Below are 21,151 nucleotides of genomic sequence, written 5' to 3'. Positions count from 1 at the left end.
TCAATGCCCCCATTGTTTTGGCCGTGCTTTCGCCCAGTATTCCGCATCGCCTTATTGACTCCAATCGGCTGCGGGTCAACATTATCGGACGGTATCAGATCAACACATTCAAGGGTGTAAATTCATGGACGATGACGAAAATCTGCCGCGTGCAAAAAATGATCCGCTCGCAGCGCTGATAAAACAGGATTTGGACCCATTTTCTGTAGACGAGCTGGAAGAACGCATTTCGATGCTCAAATCCGAGATAACCCGTTGCGAAAAAAAGAAACACTTTGCGGTCTCCCACCGGGCTAGTGCAGAAGACCTGTTCAAAAAGTGATAAATGCTGGCATTATGGTAAGCATTTGTTAACCATGTTTAACAATATTCAGGGTTAAGCCGATCCACATTGGACCGTTTAGGAGATGAGACAGAAAAAATTGGCAGCTTTGGCTTGATGCTGGCAGTCTGGACCAACTTGCGACCTTGAAGTTTTTGGCCGCAGGCACGATCTAGATGGAAAGCAATTGGTTAAAGCCCGGAAAGCATTACAACACTAGCTTTTCGGCAACCGGGACCAGTAAAAGGTCTCAATTTTGGAGTTAAGTACATGCCATCATTCGCGGAATCGCTCGAAAAAACCCTGCATCAGGCGCTAAAGAACGCGTCAGACCGCAGCCATGAATATGCCACGCTGGAGCATCTCTTGCTCGCGTTGGTCGATGACGGCGACGCATCCCAAGTGATGAATGCTTGCGGTGTCGATCTTGGCGAATTGGAAGACGCCGTGGTCTTGTATCTTGATAGTGAGCTCGACTCGCTCAAGGTTGAGAAAACAATTGACCCCTCCCCCACTTCCGGTTTCCAGCGCGTTGTTCAGCGTGCGATCTTGCACGTCCAATCTTCCGGCAAGGATGAAGTAACCGGTGCCAATGTGCTGGTTGCACTCTTCTCGGAACGCGAGAGCTATGCGGTCTACTTCCTGCAACAACAGGATATGAGCCGTCTGGATGCGGTCAGCTTTATCAGCCACGGGGTCGGCAAAGGCGGCCAGACAGTGGAGCCCGCCGAGCTGTCGGGCAGCGAAGACACCGACGACAAGAAAGAGAAAAACAAAAAAGAAACCGCGCTCGACCAGTTCACCGTCAATCTGAACGAAAAGGCCAAGGATGGCCGGATTGATCCGCTGATTGGTCGTCAGGCTGAAGTTGATCGCACGGTGCAAATTCTCTGCCGTCGTTCCAAGAATAACCCACTCTATGTCGGCGAGCCTGGCGTCGGAAAAACCGCGATTGCGGAAGGTCTGGCACTGCGTATCGTCGAAGAAAACGTCCCGGATGTTTTGAAGCCAGCCGTAATATATTCGCTGGATATGGGCGCATTGCTCGCCGGAACGCGCTACCGCGGCGATTTTGAAGAGCGGTTGAAGCAAGTCGTTTCCGAACTCGAAAAAATGCCTGATGCGATCCTGTTTATAGATGAAATACACACTGTTATCGGGGCTGGCGCGACCAGTGGCGGCGCTATGGATGCTTCGAACTTACTCAAACCTGCTCTTTCCGGTGGCGTTATTCGTTGTATTGGATCAACGACTTACAAGGAATTTCGGAACCACTTTGAGAAAGACCGCGCATTGCTGCGACGCTTCCAGAAAATCGATATTAACGAACCATCGGTTGAGGACACGATAAAAATTCTCGCCGGCCTTCGCGGTGCATTCGAAGATCATCACAAGGTTCGCTATTCACCCGATGCGTTAAAATCAGCTGTCGAGCTATCCACGCGATATATAAATGATCGCAAGCTTCCTGATAAAGCCATTGATGTTATTGATGAAGTTGGCGCAATGCAGATGCTGCTTCCCCCTTCACGCCGCAAGAAAATGATCACGACCAGAGATATTGAGGCGGTAATCGCGACCATGGCGCGGATCCCGCCCAAATCGGTGTCGAAGGATGACAAGAAAACGCTGGAAAGCCTCGATAAGGACTTGAAACGCGTTGTCTTTGGCCAGGATGAAGCGATTCAAAAGCTGTCCAGCGCAATCAAACTCAGCCGCGCAGGACTGCGTGAACCCAATAAACCAATCGGAAATTATCTGTTCTCCGGTCCCACCGGCGTGGGTAAAACCGAGGTCGCCCGGCAATTGTCATCAATCATGGGCATTCCGCTCCAACGCTTTGATATGTCGGAATATATGGAGCGCCATAGCGTCTCTCGACTGATTGGTGCACCTCCAGGATATGTCGGTTACGATCAAGGCGGATTGCTCACAGATGCGGTTGATCAAAATCCGCATTGTGTGCTGCTGCTCGACGAAATCGAGAAGGCCCACCCGGACCTGTTCAATATCCTGCTGCAGGTTATGGACAACGGTAAACTTACCGATCACCACGGCAAAACGGTAGATTTCCGCAACGTCATTTTGATCATGACAACCAATGCTGGTGCGTCTGATATGGCGCGGGAAGGTATCGGTTTTGGCGATACATCAAAAGAAGATGCCAGTGAAGAAGCGGTGAAACGGATGTTCACTCCCGAATTCCGCAACCGCCTTGATGCGATTGTGCCATTTGCCTATCTTCCACCAGAAGTGGTTTCCCGTGTGGTCGAGAAATTCATTCTCGAACTGGAACTGCAACTGGCTGATCAAAATGTTCATATTACGCTGGACGATGATGCGCAGGAATGGCTAACCAAACGCGGCTATGACAAGCTGTATGGCGCGCGCCCGATGGGACGCCTGATTCAGGAGAAAATCAAACAACCGCTGGCTGAAGAACTGTTGTTCGGCAAGTTGGTCAATGGCGGCGAAGTAAAGGTGCATCTCAAAGATAACGAACTAACCTTTGAGGTGAGCCCAGCTGCGCCCAAGGCAAAAAAGAAAAAGGCACCCAAGAAAAGGACGCCATCAAAAGCAAAATAATTCTCCTGAAAATAAGGGGTCGCAAACCCTGAGAAAATGAAAGCGGCGGGACTGGTCTTACGCCGCTTTTTTTCGCCTACGAACCCCTCGGACTTGTTAAGTTACCGTGGTGTCCGCATGAGGTGGGGCTTGACTCGCGATCACATGTTCCTACTATGTTCTTGAAGTTAATTAGGAGACGCACGATGACCCTCACCTTTTACACTAACCCGATGTCACGCGGCCAGATTGTAAGATGGGCATTGCATGAGGCGGGTGCGGACTATGATCAGGTCTTGCTGGATTATGGTACAACAATGAAGGCCCTTGATTATCTGAAGGTCAATCCTATGGGTAAAGTCCCTGCGATTGTTCACGACGGCAAGACAGTAACCGAATGCGCTGCTATTTGCGCATATTTAGCAGAGGTATTCCCGGCTAGCGGACTGAGCCCCACCGAAAACGAGCGTGCCGATTATTATCGCTGGCTGTTTTTTACGGCTGGTCCGCTGGAACAGGCCATTACCGATAAGCATTTGGGCATAACGCCGACCGAAGATCAGCAACGAATGGCTGGATACGGGAATCTGGAGAGAGCTGTCGATGTCCTCGATGGTGCACTTTCCAATCGCGAATATATTTGCGGCGTCAGGTTCACAATGGCCGATGTTTATGTCGGCTCTCAGGTCGATTGGGGATTGCAATTTGGTACTCTGCCGGAGCGCAACAGTTTCAAAGCCTATGCTGAGCGTTTTAGGGAACGGGACGCTTATAAAGCCGCCAAGGCTATTGATATGGCTTTGATGCCTGAAGCGGAGGATTAGTTGCCGGTCGGCGGCTCGATAATGCCAAGGTCAACGGGATTTTCACGTTCATCCGGTTGCACTAGATTACCCGTCAGGCCTTCGGTGTTAATTGTCTCGTCCCGGGCATCGCGATATTGCTCTGGGGCGTACTGACGGCGCCATGCATCAAGATCACGCTCATATTGCTCGTAAGCCAGATAAAATTCTGTGAAAGGCCGCTCCAGCTCAGCCAGCGCTTGCGCACCAAACGTCTCAAGGTCTCCGGTAGAGGTAGCCACGGCCCGCTCGCTGATCAGCACCGACTGGTCGCAGAACGGACGGCGCAGCGGCGAGAACGACCAGTAATTGTAAAGGCTGGTCTGGTGACGGTCATGTTCGGCTTTATAATCATTGCCGATTTCCCGGCGATATTTGCTGATGATCGAGTTGTTTGCGTTGCGTAAAAATTTTTCGTTTTTATTGATGAATGCGTTATAATCATCCACTATCCGCGCATAAGCAGGACCCGTGCAGCTGAGGGCCGCTACGTTCAGCGCGGCACGAACATGCCATAATGTTTCCAGAGGTCCAATATCGCGGTTGATGGTCTGACGCATACCATCTACCCGCAGTGGCGGAATAAGCGTGTTGCTGCTGGCATTAAATGGCGGTGTCGGTGCACGCGGCGTATAAACAATAGGTGGTGCTACCGCTGGCGGAGGCGGTGCTGCGACCTGGCATCCGGCAAGCACGAAAATCATGCCTCCAATAGCCAGCAAAGGCAATTTTTTCACACGCGACAACATACTCGTCTCCCAAAAACTCGAAGATTGCTCTTATGGTTAGCACTCTGATTTGTCTAGCGGCGAAAAGCTAAACATCTGGTGAAACGCGATAAGAAAAAGCCCAGCAGTTTCCTGCCGGGCTTTTCCAAAATCCATTTGAGTGATCTTAGTCCTGACTGCCCATGAAGCTGAGCAGGAACTGGAACATATTGATAAAGTCCAGATACAGGTTGAGCGCGCTCATGATCACCACTTTGCCGACCATGTCAGTGCCAGCAACATAAGCATACATGCTTTTGATCCGCTGCGTGTCATAGGCCGTAAGGCCTGCAAATATAAGCACACCGATAGCACTGATCGCCAGGTGGAACATTGACGATTGCAAAAAGATGTTGATCACTGAAGCCACAATTAGGCCGATCACTCCCATGATCAGGAAGCTTCCCCAACCGGAGAGGTCTTTCTTGGTTGTGTAGCCATAGAGGCTAAGGCCAAGGAAAGCCGCAGAGGTTGCAAAGAAGGTCTGCGCGATGGAAGCCCCGGTGTAGACCAGGAATATCGTCGACATCGACAGACCCATGAGGGTGGCAAATGCCCAAAACATAGCCTGCAAAGTGAAGGTCGACATTTTGTTCTGGCCAAAGCTCATAGCCAAAACAATTGCCAGCGGAGACAATATGATCACCCATTTGAGCATACCACCGCCCATCATGATGTCCGCTGCCATGCCAGAGCTCGCAAACAGCATCGCAACGATACCCGTGAGCAATACGCCGCTCGCCATGTAATTATAAACTTTGAGCATAAATGTCCGCAGGCCTGCGTCATATGCGACGTCAGTCTGGGTCATTCCGCCAGCACTACCGCGTGCCATGCCTATGCCGGAATTCTGGTTCATTCTAGGATCAGGCCAAGCCATGATAATTTTACTCCTCAAAAAATCGGGTCCTTTAAAACACCCGTTGGCATCAATATCGGTTGATTCCAAAGATTTTTCAAGTGATACCGCATAAAAGCGCATTCGAAATATCTTAAATTTCAATAGATATTTTCTATCGAACATCTGAATGGTGATTTATTAACCAAGGAAGCATCAAAAATTGGCTGGACATGGTCTTTGTGAAAGCCTTTGTGGATGCGCTCCTTCCCGCTCGGCTCAATGCTTGGCGCAATTGAGAATTTTTAAGAAGATAACCGCACAGTTATACTAAATTAGTTTTTGACACAAAATCCGGGCGGCCGCAGTTACTTCTTGCCACGTCTGCTCGAAGGCATCCTCTTTGCCATAGTAGGGATCGGCAATATCGTCCCCCGCCCTGCCCTCGATATAGTCCGAAAGCAGCGACATTTTGGTGTTCGCCTGAGCCGGTTTCATGGCTTCGAGATCCGTCTTGTTTTGATTGTCGAGCGCAATAATGTGATCAAAAGCCTTAAAATCGTCGGCCACAATCTGCCTGGCCCGCAAATGCCCTATTTCAACACCGTTTTGCAATGCGACACGCTGGGCCCGCTCATCAGGAGGTTCGTTAGTATGCCAATCGCCGGTGCCGGCTGAATCCACAATCAGCGACAAACCGCTTTTTGCAGCTTCGTGGCGCAGTGCGGCCTCTGCCAAAGGCGAGCGGCAAATATTGCCGAGACAAACAAACAAAACAGACACAGCCATCAAACTACTCTTTTCAAAAACAACGCAAATTCTTTTAACTCATCAATGAAGTACGATCAGCCGCCCGAAAAAACACCACAGGCTATCCGTCCACCGCTTTCGCCGGACGGGTCAGTTTTCAGATCATCCGGTCCTTCATGAATGACAAACGCTGCGCCATCGCCATCAAGCAAAGCGTTTTCACCGTCTTTCAACGACGCGCCGGCGACCATCGCTTCCATCGAGCCGGTACCATCTTTGCCAATATCCAGATTGAAAAAATCACCCATATGCGCGCCATCGGGATTGTCAAAACCATGCGCCTTCTTTCCCGGGTTCCAGTGTCCGCCGGCTGACTTGAAATCAGGCCCTTCGCATTTGCCGGTCTCGTGAATATGCACCCCATGCGGGCCAGGCTTCATTCCCTGCGCAGTAATTTTTACCAATAAACCCTTGTCACCCTCCGCTACAATGACTTCACCATATTGCGCGTTATCCACGCCGACCAGTGATGCTCGCGAAATATTCTCTCCATCCGGCGGCGTTTCGGCCGGATCGCGCGCACTGCAAGCCGTGGTCACCAAAAGCGTCATACAGCCTGCCAAAATCCAACCGCGCGTCATATTAATTCTCCTTGAGGACCAATGCTATGTAAGGGTTTATAGCAGCCTGGGAAAAAGCTTGGAACTATTTGTTGAAAGCGTTTCAATTTTGCACGATTAGCGGTACTTCGGTTTTTAGAAGTTTTCTGGAAAATTTACTGGCCAAATCCTCCTATCTTATCGCTCTTGGGTCTAACCAGCGTCACGCCCGGATCGGACCTCCGGCGAAAGTGGTAAGATCTGCTTTTGGCGCTCTGAATGATCAGGCCGGCAAATTATGCGCACAATCGCAGATATTATTTTCGAATCCCGTAGGTCCGTCAAGCCGGCGATATGCAAACGCTGTCGCGATAATTGTTTGTCCCGATAATCCGTTGGAATTGCTGGGAACATTACAGAATATCGAAAGTCAATATGGGACCAGACGCGGCCAACGCTGGTCCCGGCGTGTGCTTGATCTGGACATTATTATGTGGAGCGGCGGACCCTTTTTGAACACGAGCCCCGACTTGATAATCCCTCATATCGCGATGCATGAAAGGGCGTTTGTACTCCAACCGGCCAATGAAATTGCGCGGGATTGGCGCGATCCAATAACCGGCTTGGCAATACGTCACTTAGCATCACGTGAAAAACGCGGAAAGCCGCTTGACCGTGAAGCCAACCACCACTAGTGAGGCCCCTTCCAAGCACATGCTGCTTCGCAAAAATAGAAGCGAAGCATGTCGAGGGGCCCTTAGCTCAGTCGGTAGAGCAACTGACTTTTAATCAGTAGGTCGCTGGTTCGAACCCAGCAGGGCTCACCATTATTTATTATTTAGATCAATAATTTATGGTTGCTTCGGAATTCGGATGAAGATGTAATAATTCTGTAGATAACGTTGTACGTAACAAAACATCCACCATGCACCGTCCCGTCAGAAAGTAGGAATCTAATCCATTTTAGAAGATCAATTCTGTTTTTATTGAAATTCTAACCGGCTACCCAAGACCCTCCAACGCATAAAACGGCATCCAGCGCCAACCAGTCCGAAGCGGTGGCTTCCGTAATCCCGCCCGTTGGACAAAATAAACATTGCCCGAATGGGCCTGCTAAAGATTTCAGCGCTGGGATTCCACCACTCGACATAGCAGGGAAAAGCTTGAAATGGGTCAGTCAGAGATCGAGGCCTCGCATGATATCCCTGGCGTTGGCGATACCGGGCAAAAAAGGAATATCCCGTTCAATTGCGGCACGACCCAATGGCTCTGTGAGGCCGGGAGATACTATAAATTCAGCCCCTTCCGAAATCGCTGCATCAAGCATTGTGGTGTTGAGAACAGTGCCCGCACCGACAATGGCACCTTCAACTTGTTTCATTTCACGGATGGCATCCAGTGCACAATCTGTGCGCAACGTTACTTCAAGGACCGGATATCCTTTCGCGACCAGATCTTCAGCCACCGGTTTTGCATCAGCTATGTCATCAATCACCAAAACAGGAATGACGGGCGCAGTGCGCATTATCCGTTCGATTGGCTTCATATCGTCGGTCATATTCCATATTCCTTGATGAAGGCTGCCGCCGCTCCGTAAAGCCCCGGCTCTTCGTGAATGAGCTGTTTCACAGATATTTGTTCCATCATCGACTGAAAGCGCCCCTTGGCAACGAAGCGTTCGCGAAATCCAGATGTGAGAAGAGCAGAACCTATGCGCTGTCCTAGCCCACCAGCCATGATGACCTGCCTTGATCCATGGGCGAGCGCCAAATTGCCGGCCACCGAACCGAGGCACAGGCAGAACCGATCAAAAGCGGCGGCAGCCAAACTATCTTCACCCGAGAACGCCAATGTCCACAAAGCGCGGTCATCCAAATCCTTCGCGGACTGCCCCTCAACTTCTGCAAGCAGGTTGTAGATCACCCTTATCCCGGGACCAGATGCGACGCGTTCGGCAGATACACGACGATGCTGTTCGCGCAGTTTTTTCAGCAATGCGTCTTCAAATTCATCATGGGGCGCAAAATCAATGTGCCCACCTTCGGTCTCTGTGACAAAATAATCGCCGCCTTTACGCAGCACATTTACCACGCCAAGACCTGTTCCGGGACCAAGCACGGTGATTGGGCCGTCCTCTGTCAATGCAGTTTCCGGTCCGCAAATATGACTAAACTGTTCGCTGTCCATATGCACGACAGCATGGCCAACAGCGCCGAAATCGTTGATCAGGCTGAAACGATCCAGTTTCAATTTTTCGGGAACCAGCGCAGGGCGGATCATCCAACTGCTGTTGGTAAAATAGAGGACATCGCCGCCAACCGGACCAGCTACAGCCAAAGCTGCTTCGCGGGGTAGTTCGCGGCCTATTTGTGCTGCATAAGCCTCCCATGCGATTTGCAGGCTGGCATGGTCAGCGCCGCGCATTTTGACCTGGTGATCAAGACTTACAACCCGTCCGGCGTCGATCTCTGCGATAGCAAAGCGCGCATGGGTTCCGCCGATATCCGCAACAACAATCTCTTGCATGGGCTAGAGTCCTGCCTCGGCGAGCATGGCAGAGCCGCCTTTTTCCGCTGGGTCGCTGTGATGGCGCAGAATCGCAAAAAGTTCGCGCCCCGTTCCCATTGCTGGCGGTGGCGGAGCGACCTGTTCGCGGGCGTCCCATATAGTCCCGTCAACTAACGCTGTGAGTTCTCCCGTTTCCCTACAGACCCGGACTATATCGCCATCCTGAAGCTTGCCAAGAGAACCACTATGATATGCTTCTGGCGAGATATGGATCGCGGATGATATCTTACCGCTCGCCCCTGACATACGGCCATCGGTCACAAAAGCAATTTTGAAGCCTTTGTCTTGGAGCACTCCGAGCGGTCCTGTAAGTTTCTGTAATTCAGGCATACCATTGGCCGCCGGTCCCTGGAATCGGACAACAACTACAACATCGCGGTCAAGTTCCCCTGCCTTGAATGCGGTTATCACATCATTCTGGTCGTGGAAAATCGCGGCAGGCACTTCTATGGCCCAGCGGCTTGGATCGACCGCGCTGACTTTCATGGTGGCACGGCCGAGATTGCCTTGTAGCAGTTTCATGCCCCCATCTGCCTGAAAGGGTTTGCTGGCCGAACGCAAAATCGTTTCGTCAACGGAGGCGGCAGGCGCGTCTTCAAAACCCAATTTATCGCCGTCCATTCTGGGTTGTTTTGCGCCATCAGAAAGTGATGACCCATAAACGGTCTTGATGTCATCATGCGCCAGGCCAGCGCCGATCAGTTCGCGGATGACATAAGGCATGCCCTCTGCTGCAGTAAAATGGTTCACGTCACCCGATCCATTCGGATAGACGCTGGCGATGAGCGGTACCGCCGGTGACAATTCATCCGTATCATCCCAATCGATCTGGATCCCAGCGCTGCGTGCAATAGCTGGCAAATGAATAACATGGTTGGTCGAGCCGCCGGTAGCGATACCGGCTGAGCCGCCGCCAATGATGACGAAGTTGAATCGCTTGCTACTCTGCGATGCTTGCGACACCTTGTCCGTTTCGGTTAATCCGTTTATTTTCTTCTCGTTCGTCATACTAAAACCTTCCCAATAGTATGTTTTCAAGTGACCTTGCGGTGGGCAATCATTCCGATGAACATCGCGCCGACAAAGGCTAAAGCTGGCAGAGGATTTATGGCGAGGTCGGCAACGCCCGGTCCAGGGCAAAGACCGCTAATGCCCCAACCAATACCAAACAGCACCGCACCGTTCGCGAGCTTGCCATCTATTATTGTGGTTCCGGGCAGCGAGAACTTTGCGTCTGCAAAAGGCTTGTCCAAGCGCCGCTGAATGAGCCAGGCTATCGCCATCGGAATGATCGCGCCGCCCATTACAAAAGCGAGGGTAGGATCCCAATTGCCAAATAAATCCAGAAACCCTTGCACACGGGCAGGATCAGCCATGCCTGAAAAAGCCAGACCCGCTCCGAAGAGCGATCCGGCGAGGAGGGCGACAAAAACCTGCCTCATAGGAAACCGCCAACGCGCATCAACGCCACCGTCGCAAAACCGCTGGCCATAAAGATGCATGTTGCAATCAAAGAGCGCGGTGAGAGCCGGGACATGCCGCAAACACCGTGACCGCTGGTGCAACCAGAGCCCAACCGCGTACCGACGCCAACCAGCAGGCCGCCGATTAGCAATGGAATGACAGACGATGGGAACCGTGTCTCAACACCACCGGTTAGCAAAGAAGTAGCAAGCGCTCCGAGCGGTAAACCTACCAAGAATGCTAGTGCAATGATGCGCGGTGCGCCACTGTCGGCAATGCCCGTCGCTCTAGCAGCCAAACCGCTGACACCTGCAATTCGGCCAAGACCCAGAAGCATGATTGCAGCAGCGACGCCTATCATCAAGCCGCCAATAAGGCCTTCCAACGGCATCGCATGGGGAAATGCAGAGAGCATCAGACGCCGTTCAACGGAACTTTGAGATAACGCATCCCATTATCTTCTTCGGGCGGCAGGTGGCCAGCCCGCATGTTCACCTGAACTGACGGCAGGATCAGGCGCGGCATGTCGAGCGTCTTGTCACGCTCGGTCCGCATCTTGACGAACTCATCCTCACTCACCCCGTCATGCGCATGAATATTGCCTTTCCGTTCTTCTTCAACGGTGGTTTCCCAGACATATTCGTTCCGGCCCTCTGGCAGATAATCATGGCACATGAACAGGCGGGTGGTATCGGGCAGCGACAATAGCCGCCGCATCGATCGATATAATTGACGCGCATCGCCGCCGGGAAAATCCGCCCGCGCCGATCCATAATCGGGCATGAACATAGTGTCGCCGATAAAGACAGCGTCCCCAATGACATAAGCGATACAAGCCGGCGTATGACCGGGGACGTGCATAACCGTCACATCAAGATTGCCGATGTTGAACGTATCGCCGTCGGCGAAAAGATGATCGAAGTCGGACCCATCACGCTGAAACTCTGTGCCCGCATTAAAGAGTTTTCCAAACACCTCCTGTACCGTCACAATATGCTCGCCAATCGCGATTTTTCCACCAAGCTTTTCCTGCAGATAGGGCGCAGCTGACAGGTGGTCGGCATGGGCGTGCGTTTCCAGCAGCCATTCGACCGAGAGGCCATGCTCCTTCACATAGGCAATAACTTCATCAGCAGAATCGAACGAAGTGCGCCCTGACGCGGGATCGAAATCAAAAACGCTGTCGATGATGGCAGCTTTCATTGTTTCCGGGTCATGCACGGCATAGGTGACGGTGAACGTCTCCTGATCGAAAAAAGCTCTAATCTGCGGCACGTTACGCTGCGTGTCAGAGATTTGCTGGGCAGCATGAGCTAGGGCCGAATCAGTCATGTCGAACTCCTTTATACTCATATTTACATAAATCATGTAATACACTATATGTGTTGCGTCAAGTGGCGGATAGTGCCAAATCGGAGGCGGAGGGAATTCATGATCGAAACACAACAAACTGCTACTGTTATAATGCGGATTGGCGACCAAATACCAGACTTTGAAGCACGGACAACGCAGGGTACTATCAAGCTATCCGACTATCGTGGTCGCTGGCTGATCTTCTTTTCCCATCCGGCCGATTTTACGCCCGTATGCACGACCGAATTTATCGCACTGGCGGACAAGGCAGACCAGTTTGCGGCCATGCGCTGCGCCTTGGTCGGACTATCGGTCGACAGCCTTTATTCGCATCTCGCCTGGATTCGTGTCATTAAGGAACAATACGGGGCAGATATTACGTTCCCGATTGTGGAAGACCCCAGCATGGCAGTCGGAAAAGCATTTGGAATGATCGGCGAGAACGCCGTGGATTCCACCGCAATGCGAACAAGTTATTTTATCGATCCGGAGGGCATCATTCGCGCAACAACCTGTTATCCGCATAATGTGGGCCGCTCGGTAGATGAGATGATCCGCATATTAGCCGCGCTCCAAACGGTTGCCGATGGAACAGTGCTGACCCCTGAAGGCTGGCAACCCGGTGATGATGTTCTTGACACACCTCCGGCTTCGGCCTCTGATATCGGCACGGACGAGGACTGGTTTTGCAAGCGGGTGAAACCGGCATGACCGCAATTTATCAAAGCCGCGAGCTGGCCGACAGGGCCACCGAGAAACTGAAAGTATATGCGCAGCCCCAGCGGCTGATGATATTATCCTATCTGCTTCAAGGAGAGAGTACCGTCAGTGATATCGACAATGCCACAGCAATCGGGCAGCCAGCCCTAAGCCAGCAACTCGCCGAACTAAGACGGGCCAAAGTGGTTAAGACCCGGCGCGAAGGCAAGCAAATCTGGTATGATCTGGCAGACGATACCGCCCGTCTTTGTGTAAAGACTATGGAGGCATTGCTGAAAGACGAACCGGATCACGACAAACTGGTTCAAGCTGCCACTTCGTCACCACCATCGTCCCGCAAAAAAGATAGGCCCGCCAGTGCGGGCGCGGCTGGGTTCGCAAAAATTTTGTAATCAGAGATCACTTAAATCTAACGTCTTCCCATGTTCCGATAGAGACAAACTTATGACCAATACCACTCCCGATAATCCAGAAAATGTTCAAACTGAAGATTGGGCAGGAGAAATGGGCCAAAAATGGCTCAAAAACCTTCCCCGCTTCGAAGGCATGATAGAACCGATCGGAGACGCCTTGCTCGCGCGCGCCAATTACCGCGAAGGCGAAAGCGTGCTTGATATCGGATTTGGCGGCGGCGCTACAACAATAGCGATAGCCGAAGCAGTCGCCCCCACCGGCAAAGTCATGGGCGTGGATATTTCCCCCGACCTTGCCGATGCCGCCAGAGATCGTGCGACAAAAGCTGGGATAACAAACGCGCAATTTACCTGCGCGGATGCAGCCACGGTCCAGTTGAAGGATGCGCCTTATGATCGTCTATGTTCGCGTTTTGGCAGCATGTTTTTTGAAGATCCGGTAGCGGCATTCACAAACCTGCATGGTTTGCTGCGCAGCGGTAGCCGCATTGACCTTGCGATCTGGGGACCACCGCGCGACAATCTCTGGATGATGGAGATGATGAGCGTTGTCAAAAGTCATGTCGAAGTCCCGCCCGCCATTCCCCGTGCACCGGGGCCCTTTGCGTTTGAGGATTTGGAATATCTCAACGAAATTTTGGCAACAGCAGGCTTTTCTGATGTCAGTGTTGACACGTACAAAGGATTGCAACCAATCGGAGGCCCAGAGGCGACACCGCAAGAAGCCGTCGATTTTGTGCTAGGTTCGATGGCGGCGGGCCGCTTGCTAAAAGAAGAAGGCGATGATGTTTTTCGCAACGCTAGCGATGATCTCGTTGCTCTATTTGAAAAGCATCATGTTACCGATAAGGGCGTGATGATGAAAGCGAAGGCTTGGCTGGTTTCTGGCATTGCCGAGTGACGCTTGCGGTTCTGTTATCAGGCTATCGCAGAATACATGCGCGTTAACGGCCAAGCGCGTTTATCGAGTTTCTATCGAGTTTCTGGAAAATATCGCGACTGTTAATTCATGAGGTCACTGCTTTGCGATTTGGGCGTCGATGAAAGGAGCACAAAACGATTCTGGACCAATCCAAAGTGATTTACTTGTATGGCAAAGATTGGGTGATTTTTGGAAGGTCTGCTTTCCAGGTTAGAGCAGATGAACCAGACTATCAAACCCTGACCTCAATTTGATACCAGATAATAGCGTACCGGTTCCCGGGCTTTGGTTTTGACCCGGATAAGAAACCGGTCGGTAAAGAGGGGCAGCCATTCACAGCTGTCGGGCTTTGTCGAAACAGTCCGGTGACAAAGGCGTTTGCCGTCGCCGTTTTCGATACTGATCGACACGATATTCTTGGACACTGGCACAAGCGCAACCGATGCCTTTTTGCCGGCCAGAAAAATCTGCTCCATAGTCACATCAGATCCCGCGGTTACCGTGCCTTTGCGATAGGCCGGACCGAGCGCCCGGCCTCGATATACTGGCAACTTTGCCTCGGGATCCTGACTGGCTGCCAGATCAATCCACTTCCGGGCAATGTCTTCCTCTGATTTTCCGGTAGGTTTGGCGCCCAGTGCATCCAGCATGCTCGCCGCCTGCACAAGCGTCGCCACGTCTTTTGAACGCGCGCCCGCTTCACCCAACGCGATGGCGTTCGCTGTTCGCATAACCGCGCTGTCAACAGCGGCCGAAACGCCTTCATCGGTCGGGCTGTCTGTCTCGATTTCCGCGAGAGGCGCTATGGTCGCGCAGCTTGTGGACAGTAAACAGCCAACTGCCATTATCAATGTGGTTGCTGGACGGATCGTCATATCAGCTTGCTCCTGCCGGTTTGACTTCGAAAAGAGCGCCGGGCGAAGCGTTGCGGCAGACAATGCTCAGGCCATTGCGTTCCGCCAAGGCCTGCGAAAGTGCCAGCCCAAGGCCGTGACCGGGAGTATCGCTGCCGTCCACTCTGGCAAACCGCTCGAAAATTTTCTCATGCAACGCGGTGGCCACTCCGGGTCCATCATCTTGCACGACTATCACCGGGCCAGGCCGGAGGGAAAGGCGAACCGTTCCGCCACGCGGGACATATTTAAACGCATTATCAAGCAGATTCGAAAGGATCCGCTGGATATGCGATGGATCGGCCAGCAATTTCACCCCTGCTGCAATATCGCTTTGGAACTCGATCCCCAGTTCGTCTGCGCTTTCGGCAAACAGGTCCGCCATGGACATCGTTATTACCGACAGATCAATCTCCGAAAGGCCTGACAGATCACCCTTTTTTGCCTGACTGGAAGCGATATCTAGAAGTGAGTCGAGCATCGCGATAATATCGCGAATATCCTGCCGTGCCCGATTCAATGTTTCCACCTGCCGGGGTTCTTTAACTTCGCCCAGCGCTTGCACCAGACGGGTGTCGAGATGTGTCAGCGGGGTGCGCAATTCGTGAGCGGTATTATCTGAGATATCTCGATGGGCTCCGATTAGTGCGGACAGGCGCTCGGTCATGTTATTGGTATGGCGCGAGAGTTCGTCCAGCTCGTCACCGCGGTCGTCCACGGGCACCTGCCGGGTAAGCTCGCCGCTGCTGATGTCGCGAAAAGCGGTATTAATTGCGCCAACACGGCGATTGAGCCGAAGCGTGGCGCCATGGCCGATCATAATAATGACCAGCACCAGCACAGCCCCGGCAGTCGCAAAGGCAGCGCCAATCCGGTTGAGCAGCACCGTCATACCGCTCAAATTCTGCCCGACCACCAGCTTGAGGTCAGGATCGAGCTGGGTCGCACGGGCAAATATTGCCCTGTTGTCTGACAGGACAATCACCGCTGCCTCCGAATTTTCCGAAGACAGCTCCGGCCAGCGCGGAATATTGCCCGCAATTGTTTTTCCGCTGGCAGAAGCGAGCAGATAATAGCGTTCTCCACCTGGCGGCAAGAGTTCGAGCCGGTCTTTGAGCCTTTTGCTTAATTCAGCAGCGCCGCCCGAAATATATATGTCCGCCAGTCCGGCGATATCCGTATCGACCGCACGGGCAATCTGCTGCTCGGTCTCGGTGCGCACGATCCAGTAGGTCATGGCGTAAAGGGCAATGACCGAGACGATGGTGACAACCGCCACCCACAGGCTCAGACGGCCAAATAGCGACGAAAACATATTGCCGATGAAACGCATGATCAGGCGGCCAGCAGGCGGTATCCCGCGCCCCAGATTGTTTCAAGAACCGGGCTGTCAAAACCTTCTTCCAGCTTCCGCCGAAGCCTTCCCACATTAACGTCTATGACGTTTGTCTGCGGATCAAAGTTCAGGTTCCAGACGTCGCGCAAAAGCATTTCACGGGTCACGACTTCTCCGGAATTCTGCATAAAATATCTGAACAGTTCAAACTCTTTCGGACTCAGCGCAATATGTCTGCCCTGGCGATGCGCTGTGCGTGCTTTGATATGACATTCCATATCGCCGAATATGATTACGGCGCTGTGCGACCGACCGGTCGCTCGCCGATGCAACGCCCGGACACGGGCAATCAGCTCCTCCTGCTCAAACGGCTTTGCGAGATAATCATCAACTCCGGCATCCAGTCCCTCGATCCGGTTCTCGGTCCGGCCGAGCGCCGAAAGCATCAAAACCGGAATAGATATGCCGACTGCACGCAATTTGCTGACGATATCAATACCGGTCATATCCGGCAGCATCCGGTCCAGTATGACCAGATCAAACGGCTCTTCGGATGCCAGGCGCAGACCGTCTTTGCCATTTGCCGCATTGGCCACATGGTCACCCACCCGCGACAAGGTGTCGGCGACCATTTTCGCCGCTTGCGGGTCGTCTTCTACGTGCAAAATGCGCAAGTTGGTCATTTCGGGACTTTATCCGCTGTTATTGGCGACGATTGGTAAAGTGTATAGCCATTGTCGACCGCGAAAATACAGTTACAAATGCTGTTAGGTTCCGCGCACATGATTGAGATGCCTTGCATATTCGTGACGCAGGATTATCATCGTTTGCGGGCCGCGCCAGGGAATAGTTTTTAAAGGGGTTTTTGTAATGCGTGTTTGTGCGTTGCCAGTTGCTTTCATCGCGACGTTGCTATCCGGTCCCGCTTTGGCATTGAATGTCGATGCCAATGTGCCGAATTCCAGTGCATCAGCAAATTCCATAGAAGAAGAATTCCGGCTTCTGCTGCTGCGGGACCGTTTCGACAAGCCCAAAATCGAGCGGGATGTCTGGCTGGATTTTACCCGAAAAGTTGAGGCTGACTCTTCAGTTGCACCGACAATTCTCGCGCAATCATACAAAAATCTGGCGGTCGCCTATTTCTATACCCAGGAATTGGACAAGGGATGGCAGAATATCGAGTCAGCCTATGCGGTCGTCAATGCAAACGGGTTGGAAGACGCAGCCTATATCTACGATCTGGAGAGTTACGCCTCGTTGATTTCAACCGATCTGAAGGATGCAGAGCGCGCCAAACTTTATGCGAACAAGGCAATTGCCAGAGTAGCCCGCGTTTTTGGCGAGGAAAGCGGGAAAATGGCTCTGGCGCTCAATGCCCTCGCCTATTCGGGTTTTAAACTTGGAGATCGGGCGGAGGCGATGGCAATCATGTGTCGCGCAGCCGAACTGGGCCGCCGGACCTTGCCTGCAACGGATCGGCTGCGGCATATAAATTCGATCAACTGCGGCGTGCACATGCATTACATGGATGATCCCCGCGCCGGTGATGTACTCGATGAAGCTGCTGTCGCGGCGCTGCAGGCGTTGCCACCGGATCACGCGCTGGTCGGCTATGCCTTGAACGCTTCGGGAGCCGTCTTGTACCGCAATGGTCGATATGCAGATGCGGAACGTATTTTCCGCCGTCAGATGGAAATCGAAACGGGATTGCACGGGCGCAACAGCGCTTCGGTTTATGAACCCCTGTCGATGCTTACCGCAGCGCTCACGTTGCAGGGAAAGTTTGATGAAGCCTATACGTTGCAGCGCGAAGTCGTAAATATCGCCGATATTATGACTGGGGTCGCCGATTTTCGGGAGAAAGGTCAGTCCCGGGTCTTTCTGGCGACATTGATGGATCGAACCGGTCATTCAAAAGACAGCCTACCGGTATATGATCGCGCGATCGAAGAATTCAAAAAAACCCTGGAACCGGGCGAGCAGTCTATCGCCCGTGCCGAAATAGCCCGTGCCTGGCATATTTATCAATATGGCGATCCCGCCGCCGCAGTCGCTGCAGCGCAGGCGCCAATCGCCAGTTTGATCAAATCACTGCCCGACAGCCATCAGGACCGGTTGAAAGACGAATTGCGTTATGCCGCGATGCTGTCATCAGCAGGACAAAAGGCGGAAGCTTTGCAATGGGCCAAAAGCGCGTCCGCGCGGCTCGAAAAGCAGATGTTCAATCTCACCGCAGCACGCCCGGAGATGGTATCACTTTCAGAAGTGATGAAAGTCGGCTTTGGCCTGTTTGCCAAAATAGCCGTTGAATCCGGTGCCAAGGAGGATGCGGTTCGGGCCGCACAGCTCGCGTTGATTTCAGAACTGGCGCAGGCAAATGCTGATATGGCGGTCCGTGCAGCCGCCCAGAATGATGAGGTGTCCGCGCTGCTGGTCAAGCTGAAAACCAAACGGCAGGATGCCAATGCGCTCAGAGCCAAAATCATTGCTGCGGTCACCAAGAATGACGGTGAGGCCAACCACCTCACCGCTGCGTTGACCGATCTTCAGAACGAAATCGATGAAATCGACGATGAAATCTCTGGGCGGTTTCCCGACTATGTGTCGCTCAGCCGCCCATCACCGCTGCCATTGGCAGAATTGCAAGCGCAGCTGACCGATCAGCAGGTCGTCATTTTTCCGTTGGAATTATCGAACGAGATATTGACCATTGCGGTTTCGAGGGATGCCGTCACCTGGGGCAGTGCAAAAGGTTCACCCCGGGAAACCGCCGCGCTGATAAAGCGGATCCGGATGAGCATTGACGATGCGCGGGCAGGCTTGTCAGACGGCACAGCCAGTTTTGATCGCGATGCGGCCCACCAGTTGTTCAAGCGCGTTCTGCCGGAGACGCTCTATCAAAGACTGGCGAACAAAAAAGAATTGCTGTTCCCGGCCAGCGGCCTGCTGGCGTCCATCTCTCCGGCGCTGCTGGTAACCAGCGGCGGGCAAGGCAATGAGACACCATGGCTTGTCCGGGACAAGTCGATCGCCATATTTTCCGGTTTTATAAGTCAGCCAACCGAAAAATCAGATCTGCCATCGGTGCGCTTTGCGGGTTTCGGGAACCCTGCGCTTTCCCAAAAGTATCAGGGCAGTCTGCAGATCGCGAGCCTGTTCCGGGGCGGGGAAGTGAATATTGAATCGATCGCAAATTTGCCCAGCCTGCCTTCAAGCAAGGAAGAGCTGAACCGGCTGAGTGCGGTTTTCGGCAATGATAACTCCATCCTTATTACCGGCTCTGACCTGACCGAAACATCGGCCAAATCGTTCGACTTTTCCAGCTTCTCGGTGGTTGCATTTGCCACTCACGGATTGACCAGCGGCGAAATCGACGGGCTGTCGGAACCAGCGCTAGTGCTGACGCCTCCCGCCACAGCCAGCACCCTTGATGACGGTTTGCTAACCGCCAGCGAAATTTCGCGGCTATCGATTCCGGTTGACTGGGTCATCCTTTCGGCTTGCAATAGTAGCGGAGGCCTCGATGCCAGTGCACCAACATATTCCGGGCTTGCGAAAGCGTTCCGGTTAGCCGGAACCCGGTCGCTGTTGCTCTCCCACTGGCCGGTTCGCGACGATGCAGCAGCGATTCTCTCGGTAGAGACAGTCAAAAATGCCAAAAACGGTATGACCCGAGCTGAGGCATTGCGGCAGGCGCAATTGAAATTAATGGCTGACCCCGCCGTCTCCGGCGCGGCCCACCCAGCGGTTTGGGCACCGTTTATCCTGATTGGTGATTAGACGTTCCAATTATAAACAATCAGTGGAAGGACGCCCTCCGGGGAGGAGGACGCCCTTCCTGATCAGCGATGTCGCTGCGCTCGGGTCGCAATTAGCGCAGGTCTTCGACTGAAACCCATCCCTTGGTGCCGTAATTGTCGGTCACTTCCACAAAAAGGCCTTCTTTGCTGCCCGTCGGGATCAATGTTGTATCGGCCCGCAAATCACGAACCTCAGCGCTTGTTTCTGCCGGGCCGTCCATCATCTTGGTCGCTACCGCTACCTTGTAGCTCGAGATTGGAGCAGCGGCGGGCGTTGCAACCTGCTGGACAGCACCCAACGCGCCAGCCTGTGATGCCAGGCTATTGAAAGCTTCGATGAAAGCGCTGGCAACCATTTTGCCGTCTTTAGACGAGCTATATTGTCCAAATTGACCCTGACTTGCAGCAACCCATCCGGCACCGCTCAACACCTTGATGGTCGATTTCTGGCTTTGGCCACTGCCGGAAATCAGCGTTTGTCCGTTCGACGGATTCATCAGTCGTAAGCCTGCAGTAATGGTTTTCTTTTTGCCACCAAGGCCGCCAAACATGCCGATAAGCGCGCCGCCCATCGGAACGCTGCTAAGCACGGAGCCTGCAGCACCGGAACGGACCAGTCCTTCCGTCAAAGCACCTTTTGCCATGTTCATGGTCTGGTCAATTTCTTCCTGCGAACCGGCAACAGCGGACATCAGGTAATTGGCAGGCCTTCCGTCCACGCCAGTGTGCAACGTGAAGCAGCCTGATTCCTGCACGATCGCTCCGAGCATTCCGCGCGGGGATGACAGGCCAAATTTGGTCCAGCCTTGCGTGTCTCCATCGGTGATCGCGATCGTACCGTGGGAGGCGTCACATTTCATCACCTCGGCTTCGGCGCTACCCTTGGCCGCCAGTGCCGGCGCGGTGGCCAGTGAAGCTATTGTGATCCCGGCGGTTGCCGCTGCGATAATTTTCTTGCTGTTCATGATATCCATACCCCTTGTTTGTGTTTGATCTTGC

20 protein-coding genes, 1 tRNA gene and 2 pseudogenes are annotated in these 21,151 nt (G+C 52.9%); 9 read left to right on the top strand and 14 right to left on the bottom strand.

Annotated elements, in window-relative coordinates; genetic code table 11:
• The first annotated feature begins 124 nt into the window (after nt 1-124).
• The 3 genes from HF685_RS15440 (at nt 125) to HF685_RS15430 (ending at nt 3,711) form a co-directional block, all read left to right on the top strand.
• Nucleotides 125-322, top strand: coding sequence for a DUF1192 domain-containing protein (locus HF685_RS15440; RefSeq protein ID WP_168820843.1), 198 nt, complete (start codon nt 125-127; stop codon nt 320-322).
• Nucleotides 323-592: 270 nt separating this feature from the next.
• Entirely contained in the window at nt 593-2,908 is a 2,316-nt protein-coding gene (gene clpA / locus HF685_RS15435; protein WP_168820841.1) for an ATP-dependent Clp protease ATP-binding subunit ClpA, read from the top strand.
• 185 nt (nt 2,909-3,093) lie between these two features.
• A complete protein-coding gene (locus HF685_RS15430) occupies nt 3,094-3,711 on the top strand; it encodes a glutathione S-transferase family protein (RefSeq protein WP_168820839.1) in 618 nt (205 codons plus the stop codon).
• On the opposite strand, the gene HF685_RS15425 is transcribed toward HF685_RS15430, so the two are convergent.
• From HF685_RS15425 to HF685_RS15410, 4 genes are all read right to left on the bottom strand, one after another.
• Nucleotides 3,708-4,478, bottom strand: a complete 771-nt coding sequence (locus HF685_RS15425; protein ID WP_168820837.1) for a hypothetical protein — start codon at nt 4,476-4,478, stop codon at nt 3,708-3,710. The two genes, HF685_RS15430 and HF685_RS15425, sit on opposite strands and share 4 nt — an antisense overlap.
• Before the next feature lie 145 nt (nt 4,479-4,623).
• Entirely contained in the window at nt 4,624-5,379 is a 756-nt protein-coding gene (locus HF685_RS15420; RefSeq protein ID WP_425500192.1) for a Bax inhibitor-1/YccA family protein, read from the bottom strand.
• Between the two features lie 285 nt (nt 5,380-5,664).
• Nucleotides 5,665-6,123, bottom strand: a complete 459-nt coding sequence (locus HF685_RS15415) for a low molecular weight protein-tyrosine-phosphatase (protein WP_168821576.1) — start codon at nt 6,121-6,123, stop codon at nt 5,665-5,667.
• Nucleotides 6,124-6,179: 56 nt separating this feature from the next.
• Entirely contained in the window at nt 6,180-6,725 is a 546-nt protein-coding gene (locus HF685_RS15410) for a superoxide dismutase family protein (protein ID WP_168820835.1), read from the bottom strand.
• Between the two features lie 71 nt (nt 6,726-6,796).
• Between HF685_RS15410 and folK the strand changes: the two genes are divergently transcribed.
• On the top strand, nt 6,797-7,378 hold the full coding sequence (gene folK, locus HF685_RS15405) for a 2-amino-4-hydroxy-6-hydroxymethyldihydropteridine diphosphokinase (RefSeq protein ID WP_246218661.1): 582 nt from the start codon (nt 6,797-6,799) through the stop codon (nt 7,376-7,378).
• A gap of 56 nt (nt 7,379-7,434) precedes the next feature.
• Nucleotides 7,435-7,510: transfer RNA gene (locus HF685_RS15400), tRNA-Lys, on the top strand.
• Between the two features lie 167 nt (nt 7,511-7,677).
• Here the strand turns inward: HF685_RS15400 and eda are convergent.
• From eda to HF685_RS15370, 6 genes and pseudogenes are all read right to left on the bottom strand, one after another.
• Nucleotides 7,678-8,229: pseudogene (gene eda / locus HF685_RS15395) on the bottom strand (bifunctional 4-hydroxy-2-oxoglutarate aldolase/2-dehydro-3-deoxy-phosphogluconate aldolase).
• 8 nt (nt 8,230-8,237) lie between these two features.
• Complete coding sequence (gene glk / locus HF685_RS15390; protein ID WP_168820833.1) at nt 8,238-9,209, bottom strand: glucokinase; 972 nt, start codon at nt 9,207-9,209, stop codon at nt 8,238-8,240.
• 3 nt (nt 9,210-9,212) lie between these two features.
• Nucleotides 9,213-10,148: pseudogene (locus HF685_RS15385) on the bottom strand (dihydroxy-acid dehydratase domain-containing protein); the annotation flags it as partial.
• A gap of 137 nt (nt 10,149-10,285) precedes the next feature.
• Nucleotides 10,286-10,693 carry a DUF6691 family protein gene (locus HF685_RS15380; protein ID WP_168820829.1) on the bottom strand — a complete coding sequence of 136 codons (408 nt, stop codon included), beginning with the start codon at nt 10,691-10,693 and terminating at the stop codon, nt 10,286-10,288.
• Nucleotides 10,690-11,130 carry a YeeE/YedE family protein gene (locus HF685_RS15375; protein ID WP_168820827.1) on the bottom strand — a complete coding sequence of 147 codons (441 nt, stop codon included), beginning with the start codon at nt 11,128-11,130 and terminating at the stop codon, nt 10,690-10,692. The genes HF685_RS15380 and HF685_RS15375 overlap by 4 nt, the downstream gene beginning before the upstream one ends.
• Nucleotides 11,130-12,047 (bottom strand): MBL fold metallo-hydrolase, encoded by a 918-nt coding sequence (locus HF685_RS15370; RefSeq protein WP_168820825.1) that lies wholly within the window; start codon nt 12,045-12,047, stop codon nt 11,130-11,132. Before HF685_RS15370 ends, HF685_RS15375 begins: the two co-directional genes overlap by 1 nt.
• Before the next feature lie 99 nt (nt 12,048-12,146).
• Between HF685_RS15370 and HF685_RS15365 the strand changes: the two genes are divergently transcribed.
• From HF685_RS15365 to HF685_RS15355, 3 genes are read left to right on the top strand one after another with little or no spacing between them, the layout of a single operon-like run.
• On the top strand, nt 12,147-12,779 hold the full coding sequence (locus HF685_RS15365; RefSeq protein WP_168820823.1) for a peroxiredoxin: 633 nt from the start codon (nt 12,147-12,149) through the stop codon (nt 12,777-12,779).
• Nucleotides 12,776-13,180, top strand: a complete 405-nt coding sequence (locus HF685_RS15360) for an ArsR/SmtB family transcription factor (RefSeq protein WP_168820821.1) — start codon at nt 12,776-12,778, stop codon at nt 13,178-13,180. Before HF685_RS15365 ends, HF685_RS15360 begins: the two co-directional genes overlap by 4 nt.
• A gap of 52 nt (nt 13,181-13,232) precedes the next feature.
• Nucleotides 13,233-14,102, top strand: coding sequence for a class I SAM-dependent methyltransferase (locus HF685_RS15355; RefSeq protein WP_168820819.1), 870 nt, complete (start codon nt 13,233-13,235; stop codon nt 14,100-14,102).
• A 266-nt stretch (nt 14,103-14,368) separates the two neighbouring features.
• Here the strand turns inward: HF685_RS15355 and HF685_RS15350 are convergent, their stop codons facing one another.
• The 3 genes from HF685_RS15350 to HF685_RS15340 are packed head-to-tail and all read right to left on the bottom strand — an operon-like array spanning nt 14,369 to nt 17,035.
• Nucleotides 14,369-14,998: a hypothetical protein gene (locus HF685_RS15350; RefSeq protein ID WP_168820817.1), complete on the bottom strand. Its 630-nt coding sequence runs from the start codon at nt 14,996-14,998 to the stop codon at nt 14,369-14,371.
• A gap of 1 nt (nt 14,999) precedes the next feature.
• A complete protein-coding gene (locus HF685_RS15345) occupies nt 15,000-16,349 on the bottom strand; it encodes a sensor histidine kinase (RefSeq protein WP_168820815.1) in 1,350 nt (449 codons plus the stop codon).
• A 2-nt stretch (nt 16,350-16,351) separates the two neighbouring features.
• The gene (locus tag HF685_RS15340; RefSeq protein ID WP_168820813.1) at nt 16,352-17,035 is read right to left on the bottom strand and encodes a response regulator transcription factor; all 684 of its coding nucleotides are present in this window, start codon (nt 17,033-17,035) and stop codon (nt 16,352-16,354) included.
• Between the two features lie 187 nt (nt 17,036-17,222).
• On the opposite strand from HF685_RS15340, the gene HF685_RS15335 reads away from it, so the two are divergent.
• A complete protein-coding gene (locus tag HF685_RS15335; RefSeq protein WP_168820811.1) occupies nt 17,223-20,132 on the top strand; it encodes a CHAT domain-containing protein in 2,910 nt (969 codons plus the stop codon).
• Nucleotides 20,133-20,223: 91 nt separating this feature from the next.
• Here HF685_RS15335 and HF685_RS15330 read toward each other — a convergent pair whose 3' ends face one another.
• Complete coding sequence (locus tag HF685_RS15330) at nt 20,224-21,117, bottom strand: SH3 domain-containing protein (RefSeq protein ID WP_168820809.1); 894 nt, start codon at nt 21,115-21,117, stop codon at nt 20,224-20,226.
• Between the last annotated feature and the right edge of the window lie 34 nt (nt 21,118-21,151).

Origin of the sequence: Parasphingorhabdus halotolerans, from assembly GCF_012516475.1 — a bacterium.
In the GTDB taxonomy this organism is placed as follows: domain Bacteria; phylum Pseudomonadota; class Alphaproteobacteria; order Sphingomonadales; family Sphingomonadaceae; genus Parasphingorhabdus; species Parasphingorhabdus halotolerans.
The sequence above is the reverse complement of the archived record's forward strand: the minus strand, read 5'-3'. Positions and strand labels throughout refer to the sequence as shown.